General features: G+C 35.5%; 7 protein-coding genes and 3 pseudogenes. All 10 read right to left on the bottom strand.

The annotated features are described in order from the left end of the window. Positions 1 to 987 (bottom strand): mannose/fructose/sorbose PTS transporter subunit IIA, encoded by a 987-nt coding sequence (locus tag ABH957_RS15910; protein WP_404511713.1) that lies wholly within the window; start codon positions 985 to 987, stop codon positions 1 to 3. 1,222 nt (positions 988 to 2,209) lie between these two features. Continuing rightward, positions 2,210 to 3,157, bottom strand: a complete 948-nt coding sequence (gene manA, locus ABH957_RS15915) for a mannose-6-phosphate isomerase, class I (protein ID WP_404456873.1) — start codon at positions 3,155 to 3,157, stop codon at positions 2,210 to 2,212. 17 nt (positions 3,158 to 3,174) lie between these two features. Continuing rightward, a complete protein-coding gene (locus ABH957_RS15920; protein WP_404511715.1) occupies positions 3,175 to 5,130 on the bottom strand; it encodes a fructose-specific PTS transporter subunit EIIC in 1,956 nt (651 codons plus the stop codon). A gap of 156 nt (positions 5,131 to 5,286) precedes the next feature. After that, positions 5,287 to 7,233, bottom strand: coding sequence for a BglG family transcription antiterminator (locus tag ABH957_RS15925; RefSeq protein ID WP_404511717.1), 1,947 nt, complete (start codon positions 7,231 to 7,233; stop codon positions 5,287 to 5,289). Positions 7,234 to 7,581: 348 nt separating this feature from the next. Continuing rightward, positions 7,582 to 7,848, bottom strand: a complete 267-nt coding sequence (locus ABH957_RS15930) for a phosphocarrier protein HPr (RefSeq protein WP_404456865.1) — start codon at positions 7,846 to 7,848, stop codon at positions 7,582 to 7,584. Between the two features lie 634 nt (positions 7,849 to 8,482). Continuing rightward, positions 8,483 to 9,282, bottom strand: a pseudogene (locus ABH957_RS15935) (lysostaphin resistance A-like protein). A gap of 50 nt (positions 9,283 to 9,332) precedes the next feature. Next, positions 9,333 to 9,929 (bottom strand): hypothetical protein, encoded by a 597-nt coding sequence (locus ABH957_RS15940; protein WP_404511719.1) that lies wholly within the window; start codon positions 9,927 to 9,929, stop codon positions 9,333 to 9,335. Positions 9,930 to 9,980: 51 nt separating this feature from the next. Next, positions 9,981 to 10,598: pseudogene (locus tag ABH957_RS15945) on the bottom strand (C40 family peptidase); the annotation flags it as partial. A 108-nt stretch (positions 10,599 to 10,706) separates the two neighbouring features. After that, a complete protein-coding gene (ltrA, locus tag ABH957_RS15950) occupies positions 10,707 to 12,488 on the bottom strand; it encodes a group II intron reverse transcriptase/maturase (RefSeq protein ID WP_404456859.1) in 1,782 nt (593 codons plus the stop codon). A gap of 780 nt (positions 12,489 to 13,268) precedes the next feature. Continuing rightward, positions 13,269 to 13,898, bottom strand: a pseudogene (locus tag ABH957_RS15955) (lysozyme family protein); the annotation flags it as partial. Positions 13,899 to 13,911: the final 13 nt, after the last annotated feature.

Genomic DNA, 13,911 nt, shown 5'->3' on the forward strand with positions numbered 1-13,911 from the left:
CTAAGCTAATTCTGTTTTCGCTTTTCTCAGAATGTCATCTATGTTTTCCCGAGAATCATTTGGTACTTTACGTACATCAAATTGAATGCCTTTTTCTTTCATTTTATCGAAAGCTTCAACATCTTCACGTCCCATAGAAAGTACTTTATTAACAACAACTTTACCAGTTGTATGGGCCATAGAACCAACATTAACCTCTTTAATATCCACCCCTCCTTCAATAATTTTTAGAACATCTTGTGGATTTTCAAATAGTAATAATGCTTTTGTATTACCAAAACGTGTATCTTTTGCAACTTCAATCATTTTGCTGATAGGAATAACGTTTGCCTTAACCCCTGGAGGTGCAGCTTGTTCAATCAATTTCTTACGAAGATCATCTTTAGAAACTGCATCTGAAACTACAATAATACGATTTGGTTGTGTAGACTTTGTCCATGCAGTCGCTACCTGTCCATGTAATAAACGAGAATCTATACGAGCTAAAACGAATTTAATTTTCCCGTCACCAACTACTGTTCCTGGAGCAAGTACACCTTTTGATTGTTTAGTTCCAGCAATTGCTACAACTGTTTCGTCTTTAGGCTCTAGTGCTTCGGGTTTAATTCTTACCCCTTCTTTTGCCGTTTTAACGATATGTGCTGCGATTTCTTGAGCAGACGTCATTGAAAAACGAGATGCATACGCTTCAATCACCATTGGTAAATTCATACCAGCAACGATTGCCCAATTGTCTTTATGCTCTTCATACATGCCGTTCGCTTGATTGAATGGAGTACCGCCCCATAAATCAACTAAGAATAATACTTCATCTTGATTATCAAAAGATGCAACCGCAGCTTCCATTTTTGTTCTTAGGTCGGCCGGACCTTCGCCTGGCATTAAGGTAACAGCCTTAACGTTTTCTTGTTCTCCAAAAATCATTGCGCCAGATTGTAAGATACCTTCAGCAAATTTGCCATGACTTGCTAGGATAATCCCTACCATATTAATACCTCCTAAATATTCCCTCCTATTTTTTCTGAATAGACACAACTGTTTCGTCTTTTTTCGTCAGTCTTTGTCTATTGAAAAGGTAACTTTTTCTTCCCTGAGAAAACCACCTCCTTTATTTCTAGTAATACTCTCGGAATTCATCATTCTGTATCGGTCCTGTCCTAATAGCCAAGATTTATCATTTATTCACCCCCAGAACAAACCTGGTTCTTGAGACTTTTAAAGCGGTTTCAAAACCGGCGAGGAGGCATTGTTATTGCCTATCTCTTCGAAAATTGAGTGATTGCTGTGAAACCTGTTTCTCATTCTCATCAGGACTACTTGACCTTCTCCTGACAGACCGCCTGTTTTATTCTGTTCCTCTATGAGATTACGATATACAGCGAGGCGGCGGATGGTGTACTATCGCCACTAGCCCCCCCTAACAGTACTGCGCCAGATTAAATGATTGATGAAAGCTTAGTCATAAAACTCATTTTGTTGTTCCATATGTCACTTGTGATTTTATTCACAAATAGAAGTAGCAAATAAGGCGCTTTTATACAATGCCAGATTAACTAATCATTGACTTAAAACCTATAAAGTCAATAAAGGGTCTGCTAAGTAATAAAATTCACTGCCATAACTTATATTGCTAGAATGCTTTTCTATCACACATTCACTATCAGAATCTAATACTCAGTTGTCATTAAAAACGCTAATACATCTCTTCAAACCTTAATAAAAGCATCTACAATTACTGTATTTCAATATCAAGAAGTTAAAAGTTTTATTTTTTACCGTAACTTCCGGAAAAATAGTAATTTTACCTCATTTCATGACGTAAATAAGATAAAAACTTCATTACTTTCTTTTATTCCGTAAGCTTTTGAATATAAGACGGCTTTTCGATCGTCCTTATTAGCTAGCAGAAATACGGCTCTGTTGCAAAGTTTGAAAAAAGCATAAACAGGTTGGTAAATAAGGCACAATGTTTAGGAAGTAGCTAGTTAATTTTGATCCCCAAAAAAAGAGTAACAAAATGTTATCCTCATCAGAAAAAATCAAACTAATGTTTTCTAAGCTATACTCCAAACACAGTCATTCCTAGATAAACTAAAATATAACTCATTAAAACACTTGTCAGAATCAAACTTTATTCAAAGGCTATAGCTCGTTAATTTGTGTTAAAATAAACAAAAATCATTTATACGTTATATACGGATAATAAGAATCATTGTAAGCTTGAAATAATACAATTAGTGTTACCTACCAAACCGTATTCCCCAAAATTATTAGGTAATATAAAATGGTCTCCTTTTTTAAAGAAAAAGTGTTCGCCGTCTTTAATTAACTCACCTTCTCCCTCAATTACACTAACAAGAAGGAATGCTTTTTGTTGTTTCAAACTAGCTGATCCATCTAGCTCCCATTTTCCCACTGAAAAATACGGGCATTTGATAAAGTTTGTTACGCTCAAATCATCTACTTTTTCATGTTTTACAGTTAATTGATTCGATATAAACGGAATTTCGGTTACATCAATACTTTTTTCAAGATGAAGCTCACGTAAATTCCCCTCCGAATCTCTTCTATCATAATCATACAATCTATAGGTTGTATCAGAGTTCTGCTGTGTTTCTAATATCAAAATCCCTTTACCGATTGCATGAACAGTTCCACTTGGTACATAGAAGAAATCTCCCGGTTTCACCTTCACACGATGTAACAGTTGATTCCATTCTTTCTGTTCAATCATAGCCATGAACTCTTCTTTTGTTCTCGTATGATGTCCATAAATAATTTCTGCGTCTTCTTTGGAATCGATTACATACCAGCATTCTGTTTTTCCCAGTTCTCCATTTTCATATACACTGGCATACTCATCATTTGGATGAACTTGAACAGATAGGTCTTGATTAGCGTCCAAAATTTTTGTAAGAAGAGGGAAACGATCTCCCTCCACATTTCCAAATAAATCTCGATGTTCTTCCCACAACTCACCTAAAGATAAACCTTTATATTTTCCGTTCTTAACAATACTTTGTCCATGCTGATGTGCCGCAAAAGCCCAGCACTCTCCAGTTTGATTTGATGGAATCTCATATCCAAAAGAAGTTAATTGCGTTCCACCCCAGATTCTTTCTTTAAAAACAGGTGCAAAAAATAATGGTTCAGTCATAATTATAATCCTCCGTTCTATACAATTTCATCTAGTAGCTTATATGCTTCTTGTTTTGTTTGGACGGATAATAACCGCTCTCTATAATTGTCATCCATTAGTTTTCGAGAAAGCATTTGAAGGATTTTTAAATGTTCATTTCCTTCACTTTCTTTTGGCACCGCAATCATAAATATTAATTTCGCTTCCGTTCCATCAAGGCTTTTCCAATCTACGCCAGATTGTTTAATCCCAAATACCACACTTGGTTTCTTAACAGCTTCTGATTTTCCGTGTGGAATCGCAATATTCATACCAATACCTGTTGTACTTTCTTGCTCACGATTCATAATCGCTTGTCTAAATTCTGTTTTGGAATGCAATGTACCAACATGGTTTAATTTTTGAATCATTTCATCAATGACGTCATCTCGTGTTTCTCCTATTAGATCTGTTTCAATCAACTCTAAGCTCGTAATATCTGTTAGTTTTTTTATTTCTACCTTATCTACTTGTTTGCTTTCTTTTTGCGTTTCTTGCTCTACTTGCAGCACTTCTTTCGTTGCTGAAACTTCTTGTATTTGTTCAGCTGGTTGTTTTTCTACCTTTGAAATGTCCTTTTTCAATACATTTACTACAACAGCAGTCACAGCGGAACCTACAATTACAGCTACAAAGAACATAAATACATTATCTACTGCTCCTAGCACCGCAACAATTGGACCACCATGTGCCACTCTATCTCCTACATGACCAATCATGGCAATCACAGCACCTGTCATTGAACCAGCCATAATACTTGGAATAACACGAAGTGGATCTTGTGCTGCAAATGGTATCGCACCTTCCGTAATCCCAAATAGTCCCATTGTAAATGATGCTTTACCCATCTCTTTCTCTGAATCTTGGAATTTCCCCTTACCTATGAAAGTGGCAAGGCCCATTCCAATTGGTGGAATACAGATTGCCGCAGCAATCGGACCCATAATTTCATAGTTTCCTTCCCCAATCATTGCTGAACCAAATAAGAATGCAACCTTATTGACCGGTCCACCCATGTCAAATGAAATCATTGCCCCTAAAATTAATGCTAGGAGAATTGAACTTGATCCCTGCATACCCGCCAACCAAGCAGTTAATGACTCAAATGCTTGTGCGACAGGAGCACCAATAATAAATATAAATGCTAAACCAACTACAAGCGAAGCGAACACCGGAATAATAATAATCGGCATAATTGGTTGAATCGCTTTTGGAACTTTTATTTTTTTAATTCCTAATGCTACATAACCTGCTAGAAAACCTGCGATAATTCCGCCGAGAAAACCAGCACCACTTTCACTTCCATAAAAACTTCCTGTCGCTGCAATATATCCACCAATCATACCAGGAACAAGACCAGGTTTATCGGCTATACTATACGCTATATATCCAGCTAAAATTGGAACCATAAACGTAAATGATGCACCACCAATTTGTTCAATTGTTTTCCAGAAAGATCCATCTGGAATCACTAGACCTCCAGGTGTTTTTTCTCCACCGAGCGTCAATGCAATTGCAATTAACAATCCACCAACTACAATAAATGGAACCATAAAAGATACACCATTCATTAAATGACGATATATTGGGTTTTGCTTTCTCTCCTGTTGATTACTTTCAACTGTTTTGGCCTGTGAATGATAGACAGGTACATCGTCACTTGCTACTTTCTGAATTAATTCTTCTGGTTTACGGATACCATCTTGAACTCCGACAACCAACAATTTTTTGCCTACGAATCTATCTTTATTTACCGCTCTATCAGCAGCTATAATGATACCGTCTGCTTCTCGAATATCTTTTTCAGTCAGCTCATTTTCTACCCCTATACCACCTTGGGTTTCAATTTTCATCTGAATACCTAATTTATCCGCTGCTTTTTGCAAATTTTCTGCCGCCATATAAGTATGGGCAATTCCATTCGGACACGATGTAATCGCTAACAGTTTCATTTCTAATCCTCCTCACACTATCGTTGTAAGCGCCTACACATAATATAAATCAATATCGTAATGACAAAAGTTTCATTTTTTACCGTAACTTCCGGAAAAATAAACCTTTTACCGAAATAAACAAAAAAGCGAAGTATTTCGGCCTTCACTTTTCGTTTAATTATGTAAATGCGATAAAAATTTCATTACGTTTGTTTCTTTGGTAAGCTTTTGAATAAAGGATGGTCGCTGACTTATGAAGGATAACTCATGAAATAACTGTTTCGTTACCTCTTTCCCATCACTTTTAACTGCTAGCATAAATACAAGTGACACCTTCTCTGATCCCCAATCAATTGGTTCCTTTAATGTAGCAATTGCAATTACCGACTCTTGAATAAATTTCGGATTGCCATGTGGAATTGCAATCCCTGCTCCAATCGTTGTTGCTGACATCTTTTCTCTTATAATTGCATTTTCTGCATACTCTTTATCTACATAGCCTTTGCTATGCAAAGCATGTGCTAGCTTTTCAATTAGCTCATATGGGTGCTGCACTTCCTGTTGTAAAAATACTAAAAATGGGGATGTATAATTAAGCATAACAAAGTCTTTTTGTTCTTTATAACTCGGTTCATCGCATTCTTTTATAAAATCTCCTAGCTTCTTTTCTTCCGCTCCCTCTAATAATGGGGATACTACGATATGAGGAATAAGTAATTTTGTAAGGGCAATGGTAGAAATAACGAGTTCCACATCATGATGTTTCATTATATAATCTTGTAAATCAGCTTTTGCAATGCAGTCCATCACATGGATATGGCGAAATTTCCGCTCAATTTTTGTCCGTAACAACTGTGACATCCCAATTCCCATATGACATACTATAATTACATTTTTTGGTTTTTCCTGATGATCTAACCGTTCAGCAGATGCTTCAAAGTGTAGCGTAAGATATGCTGCTTCTTCTTCCGGAATATATAGAATTAGAGATTCATTTATTTCTTCTAATACCTGAATCAACATATTAAACATATAAGGATACATTTTTTTTATATCATGTAGCATTGGATTGGATACAGAGAGGTCATAGTTCAAACGATTCAACGTTGTATATAGATGAATTGTTAATCCCTCAATTAAAACTTGGTCTCTACTGAAATCAATTTCATACAACTGTGACATTCGTTTTATTAATTGATGTACAACCCTAGAAAGGATTGGATTACTTTCAGTAAGTTTACTACCTTCCCCTGGCTTGTCTTGATAACGGAATTTCCCGCCCAAAATATGAGCTGTTAAATACGTAGCTTCTTCTTCTGTAAAATGAACAGCGAAAACACACTCTAATCGTTTTAAAAACTCCAATGTCCATTTATATTCTTTTGTTTCTTGTATTATTTTAATTTCCCTTTTAGAAGTTAAAATCGATTGCTTAAGCTTCATTCTCCGTACCATCAGCAACGTATGAACTAATAAACTTTCAAATGCATCATCTGTAAAAAATAATGCATGTCGCTTTTGTAGCGCTTTTAATTCATTCGTAACAAATTCAACCTCATGATATAAAAATTGTTCCTTAATAAATTGATTCGTTAGCTCTGAATTACGAATTAAATCTGATAATCTAGCCAAGGCTTTTCTTTTATTCTTTTCAGTTCCCTTAACAAACAGTCCTATCCTCTGCTTTGAAACAACAGTTAAATCAAAATGATATAACCACTTTTCAATTCTATCTAAATCTTTCTTTATAGTAGTACGATTAACAAAATGTTGAGAAGCCATATCCTGTGCAGTGACTGCCTTTACATTCATTAACAAGTTATAAGCAATTTGCAGGATTCTTTCTTCATCTGATTCATACTTTGTACGATTATTTATGCAGTAAAGTTTATTAAACAAATCTACCTTTTCATATTCCGCAATCTCTAAGTAAACTCCTAAGCCCGGCTTCCTAACAAGAATTGCACTCGCGTAATTCGTGAGGTGATCCTCAATTGCTTTAAAATCATTACGAATTGTTTTTTCAGAGCAATTTACTTGATCAGCAAGGTCTTGTACTAGTAAATAATCATTAGATTCAGATAATAACAGAAACAAAATTTCTCTTTGTCTTGTATTCATGAATTTCACCTATCTCTTATATCCTTCTAAGTTATATACATTACTTCAAAGAATATTTTTACTTTTCCTTATAACTAACACTTTAGATTATATGTATTGATTTTAAAATTCCAACTATGTTACGGTATACACTAATATCTAAATGTAATAACATAACACTACATTGCCCTTACTAGTAAGCATCAAAATTCCCAAGAAATTAACTCTATTGGGAATTTTGATACTTTTTCAATACTTATTAATATATGATATACCGTTATATGTTATTGACTCAGGAGTTTCTAGATAATACCTTCTCGCGTTGGAAATTCCTTTTATTATATAAACCATTCAAAACGTTACTTATTATCATGCGCCAATACTTTGTGTTTGCATTACTTTACTTACACCTTGGAGTACTTGTTCTTCATCTTCCCCTTTTGCAATCACTTTAATTTGTGCGCCTTTTGGAACACCAAGTGCCATAATACCCATAATAGATTTTAAATTCACTTGTTTTTCTTTATACTCAAGCATCACTTCTGATTTAAATGAGCTAACTGCATTAACTAATGTTGTTGAAGGACGCGCATGAAGTCCCCCATCTTCTAATATTGTAAAGAATTTTTCAACCACTTATGATTCCCCCTTCAGTTTTCTAAATTCATTAAGGTCACATTCTAAGTATCTTCGCCAAGAATAGAAATCGCTTACATTTAATATATAGTAAAGCAAACTAAGTAAAAGTTTTATTTTTTACCGTAGCTTCTGGAAAAGCTGTTTTAATCTTTTTCCGACAGAAGATCCCCTCCTCTGATATTACGCGAGGTTAGGGGTATACAAGTTTCTCTAAAAAACATTAAAAAGATTATATTTAACTATAAACATTCGAATGATTTTTAATGTTTTCTGGATACAATTCAGCCAGCATTTTAACCGAATTCACTTTCCAGAATTCACTAAAAAATGTAATCATTTTTTCTCTATCGTCCATCCCTTCACCCCTATTCTATATAATTCTGATATAGAATAGGGGTGAAGATGTTACAATTTCGTTTCGAATGATTATTATTGCTTCCCCTTTATGCATCCAAGTCTTATTTGGTTCTTCTCTTAAATCCCACGGGTTAATTTGACCTGAAAATGCTGCGTTTTAGCATTTCATAGGTAGAACGGCTTACAGGCTTATTATGGTGGTTACTTACTTAATATACGTGCTAGTACATCGTCCATCCTCATACCTTTCTGCTAATCTATCATTCTCAGGACATTATAAAGCTTTATTCCCGTATAATACTTTCTTTGGATTTAAAACTATAATTAAAATCGCAACTATCAAATAAAAAATTGCATTATACATAATTAATTCAATTAATTATGTATAATGCAAATAAATAAATTAAAGAAAAAATGGATAATCATTGGAATAATTAAATTTTGATTTAAATTATAAAATGCTGTCATGATAATTGTAGTAGTTATAATTGAAATCATAAAAAACAAAACATATTTGATTAAATTACTGCCTGTAAGACCTGTAGTAAACCATATAGGTAAATGCCACATTCCCCACCAAAAACCAATAATTATTGAAGATTTTAGTGGAGAATATTTTTTTTGAAGCTCCATTAGTGCAAACCCCCTCCACCCCAATTCTTCTCCTAGTGGTCCGGACACAATGGTTTTAACAAAGTAATAAATTAACACACCCCAAGTAGTTCTATTAAAAATCGAGTTTGCTTCACTGTTAATCGACACGAGAAACAACATCGTCAAAAATATATTTTTTTAAATCATACTTACAGTAAGAACTATAGGGAAACTAAGTTTATTTTTAAATCTAGCTTTTACGAATCGAATAAAACTCTGTCCAGGATATAGTTTTTTAAATAGCAACACAAAAGCAAAAGTGGAAGACCAAGCTGATATACAAAGTGTTACATCAAAAATCCACGTTGGAAAATCTAATAACTTTGTGATTCCTACAAGAAGAAAAAGTGGCCAAAAAATAATGTTGGTTAATAATATAAAACTTACCACCGGTTTTTTCAGTCTTTTATCTCCATTCACATACAATCCCACCTTAAACTAAATTTTAATCTAAATAATAGTACTTTGATTTACGGCATCTGATCCCTTAAATCAGCTAGTGGGATAACCTTGTCAACAAGCCATAACTTCTTATTTCCATCATAGATAAGATTTATTTGCATTAATGACATATTATCAGATGAAACACCATTAACTGTAATTTTACTTTTCACTTTTGCTAATACATTTGCTTTTGTAGTATCCAAAAATGCATAATACAACTCGCCACCTGTGTATTCAGATTGAAATGAAACTTTCTTCTTTTCTTTCTCATCTCCAGTTCCAGGAGTAGATTGTGTTGGTCCACCTGGTGGTGTTAATTCTTTCTTTGCATTTGGTGTTATATATGCATCAATATTGGCAAGGTATGATTCGCCTTTACCAGTGTCATAAGTACGAAAAGCTTTAAGAAATCGTTCTGCAGCTTCCTTTACTTGTTGTTGATTGTTACTCTTTAGAGCTGATAACTCCTTTTTCGTATCATTGTATTGTGCCTCCACCTTTTCCACTTTTTTCGTTAATTTTATATTATCAGTTTTAAGTTTCTCATTATCAGATCGATATTTTATTAAAAACCCTACGCTAACTATTAATAAAATTGCTATTATAATGGTAATTTTATTCATCATTTACCTCCTTTTCGCAGTTTCATAAGTTGCTAGGTGTTACATGCATTATTATCTAACTACACGACCATATCCCGCAAAATGCTGTTGAAAATATGATTTACTTAAATCAGCATAACCAATCGGATCGCCAGCATGATACATTGTATTATTTCCTACATAAATGCCAACATGCGTAATGTAGTTACTTGTAGCATAAGTACTATGGAAAAATACTAAATCTCCTGGCTTAGGATCTGTTATACGTTGGGTTTTATCCCATTGGGTTTGTGCAGTACCAAATAAATTAATACCAACTCTTGAATACGTATACTCAATAATTCCACTACAGTCAAATGACGTATTTGGTGTTCGCCCTCCAAAAACATATGGCCATCCTTGATACTTTAGTGCTTCTGCCATAATTGCTTGGAATACATCATCACCTAAAACGCTACCGCCAGCAATTCCACCAGAACCACCAGGGGTTTGACCAGGTTGATAGTATCTCATAATATGTGGGACATAGTCTGGATCACCATAACACCAATTATTAGCTACTGCCTCCGCACTTCGCCATGATGCACATCTATAACCATTTTTAGCTGATTGCTCTGCAGAAAATGCCCTTGCATTCTCGTGAGTATATCCACCTTTCGAAACTGCATAGTTAGCGTAGCCAGTTCCGTATAGTGATAGGTAAGGATTTGATATTATCTCCACCTTTTCCCCCACTTCACACCGTACGTGAGAGTTTCCCCTCATACGGCGTTCCATCTGATTCAATTGACCTAATTTTTATACTAAAGAAAAGATAGGAGTACGGTTCGCAAGTATTCTTAGTTTGTCGAACAATTTTTCCTTTTCTTTTCCTATTTCATATTTAGCTAAGATGGATTTTGCCCTCTCTGAATCATCGTGATGAATTGCAACGTGTATGTCTTCCAGCACAATTACCAAGTTTTCATAGTCGTCTTTTCCGGCAAATTCCAACGGAACTTTATGATGGCAATGCCAGCCAATTAGACCTAATTCTTGTTTGGTAATTGCACATTTTCCATACTGTGCTACAAATTTTGAAATACGATTATCATTGTATTCAACAGTTCGATGATTCATATAAAATCGTTGCACATGTCTAAGTATCTCCTTATCTATAACTTTCAAGGTATCGTGAATTTTCATCCTGCCTTCTTCTGTATAATTTGAAATAGACTGGGTGAAATTTCTTGCCGATTTATGATTCTGTGCATGTATCGGTATTAATACAATATCCTGAATTTTATAGAGCTTCGGATTATAGTTCCGATACCTTTTTCTTAAGACAGGTGACATATCGTGCTTAGTGGCTTTTTTCCAATCTCGCCTCAATCGATTATAGAGTGTTCTTATGAGATGGCAACTCATTTGGTCTAAGTCATAATTAATATGGGTTGCAGCGGCATAATAATTTTGTATGCCCATTACAATTGTGTTGTAATGCCATACTGCCTCTGGCGTTTGCTTCTTACTTATTTTTTTGATAGCTTCCTTTAATTTACCGTAAGCATTCTCTCTAGCTTTCCGGCAAATTCTACTATGAGCGACATGACGTTTTCTCTTTTTCCGTGCTTTGATGGTAAATCCCAAGAAATCACTGGATTTCTTTTGTAGGTTAACAATTTGGGATTTCTCAGTGCTAATTTCAAGATGTAGCCGTGTTTTGAGAAAATCTTTTGTCGCCTCAAACATCTTAAGAGCCGTTGGATAGTCACGACATAGTATTTTGAAATCATCTGCGTATCGGATTATAAAGCATTCCTTCAAATTGCTTTTCTTTAATGCTCTATATTTGTCATTTCTCGCTCTGTATGGATGTTTAGTCTCAATGGTCTCCCATTGGTCACTAATCCACCAATCTAACTCGTTTAAAACGACGTTAGAAAGAAGAGGGCTCAAAATGCCTCCTTGTGGAGTCCCCTTATTTGGGAAACCTTCATTAATGATTTCCGCTTTTAACAAACTTGAAATGATAGAGAGCAATTTCTTATCTCGTATCCCCATACTCCATAACTGTTTCATGAGCTTTCCATGATTGACATTGTCAAAGAATCCTTTGATATCTATATCTACACAATAGTGAATACCTCTTCCTTGACTGTTCACCAAAGATTTCATCCTTGCTAACGCATGATGTGTACTTCGGTTAGGACGAAACCCATAACTATGGGCATGAAACTTTGCTTCACATATAGGTTCGAGAATTTGTAGGATACACTGTTGAAATAGCCTATCCCATATTGTCGGTATCCCAAGAGGTCTCTTTTTACCATTAGGTTTTGGTATGAAAACTCGCCTAACCGCTTGTGGTTGATACCAGAAAAACATTGACCTAACCTTTTCTATCATTTCATCTGTTAAAAGCAATTTTACATCGTTGATGGTCATGCCATCGACTCCAGCTGTCACACTACCCATATTTTTTTTAATGTTTCGATATGCCAATTTGATATTTTCATCCATCATCATAAGCTCTATTAGTTTATAAAAATTGTCTCCATTTTGACTTTGCTGATACAAACCATCCTGAATGGACTGCATATCATAGTATTCAGCGTGTCTGAGCTTCGCAGTTTTCTTTATAAGTCGGTGCTCCTTTCAGAGTTAACCTTTTTTAGTCTCACAAGAACCTTATAATTCGACTGATTTGCTCTATAAAATGGTCGGTCAATCTTCTATCAGACTAATGGCTATCCCTCCACGATGTTTCCATCGTCTCATAGGTACTATGCCATCACTCTCACCACCATAAATAAAGGTTATATGCACGTTAATCTCACGGGCATTTTCCCTTTAAACACTTCGTCAAAGATAAGTTCTCCATGTTGGTGGCTTTCCACGTTCCACTATTTCTATCTGTTCATGACACTTTTAGGGCTCTCCTTTAAGCCTGTTGACTGGATGTCGCCTATAACGACATATGGACTTTCATAACAACTATTCTTACTTATCCACATCAACGCCACGCTCGTGGCACACACATTTCTATGTGTTATGCTTTCTAGACCCGTACATTCGGAGATTCGTCAGACTCTGCCTACCAATGGTTTTTGTGAATCCATTCTACCCATGAGTGTTTTATAGACTCCCGACCTATAGGCTACATCATCCATCTCTGGACAACTTTCGTAGTACTTACGTACTTTACGATAGCTCTCGGCCGACTTTACCGAGCTTCACACACTTACAGTTCTTATCCACTGTATCATGCATGTCGGAGTATCAGAGGAAGCCCTTCCAGGCGTTACCCTTTCATTTGACTTCTCGAAATAGTAGTTCTCCTGATTTCAAATCAGTGCTCAACCTTTTCAGTTAAGAACGTGTCGCACAGTTATAACATTGTAATGTAGTATTTTGATCACCATTTGATTTTTTATGACAATCAGCAAAATGCATTAAACCATATTTAATACTTTCTTCTGGATCAGTAAAATACCCAGGAGGATACCCTTGTGATTCTGAACTTTGCATAACATCCAATTGTGTCCCAGAACTTTCTTGTTGAATAAGAGCTAATATTAATGGAGTCATTGCTTCTATGCCATGTTGCGCCGCATATTTCCTTACCAATGGCTCCCATCTCATTACTTCAGGACTGACACTCGCAGTACCTGGTGCAAAAGGACCACCAATTCCCCCAGGGCTGACTTCATCTTCACTCATTGTGGCAGTTAATAAAAATATCACAATTCCTAAACCTGCAACAACAGCCAGAATAACACCGGCTACTATTAATAATGGCTTTGCAACAGCAACTGTAGCTGCCTTCTGTGCTACTTTAACTGCTACTTTCTTACCTACTTGTGCAACTGCCTTACCCGCTAATTTTGACCCTTTACCAGCCGCCTTTCCTAAAGAATGGCCTGCCTTTTTCAAGGCAGGCTTAGCATTCCCTAGTTCAGCTTCAGGATGATGTTCATTTTCAAGGTCGCGATTTGGTTCCGCACTCAATGTATAAACCCTC

Origin of the sequence: Bacillus sp. RC242 (assembly GCF_044908245.1) — a bacterium.
GTDB lineage: Bacteria > Bacillota > Bacilli > Bacillales > Bacillaceae_G > Bacillus_A > Bacillus_A mycoides.

Excerpts from the sequence above, each read along its gene's own strand:
- ABH957_RS15920 (WP_404511715.1), bottom strand. The coding sequence starts at position 5,130 with ATGAAACTGTTAGCGATTACATCGTGTCCGAATGGAATTGCCCATACT.
- ABH957_RS15940 (WP_404511719.1), bottom strand. The coding sequence starts at position 9,929 with ATGAATAAAATTACCATTATAATAGCAATTTTATTAATAGTTAGCGTA.
- ltrA (WP_404456859.1), bottom strand. The coding sequence starts at position 12,488 with ATGCAGTCCATTCAGGATGGTTTGTATCAGCAAAGTCAAAATGGAGAC.
- ABH957_RS15910 (WP_404511713.1), bottom strand. The coding sequence starts at position 987 with ATGGTAGGGATTATCCTAGCAAGTCATGGCAAATTTGCTGAAGGTATC.
- manA (WP_404456873.1), bottom strand. The coding sequence starts at position 3,157 with ATGACTGAACCATTATTTTTTGCACCTGTTTTTAAAGAAAGAATCTGG.
- ABH957_RS15925 (WP_404511717.1), bottom strand. The coding sequence starts at position 7,233 with ATGAATACAAGACAAAGAGAAATTTTGTTTCTGTTATTATCTGAATCT.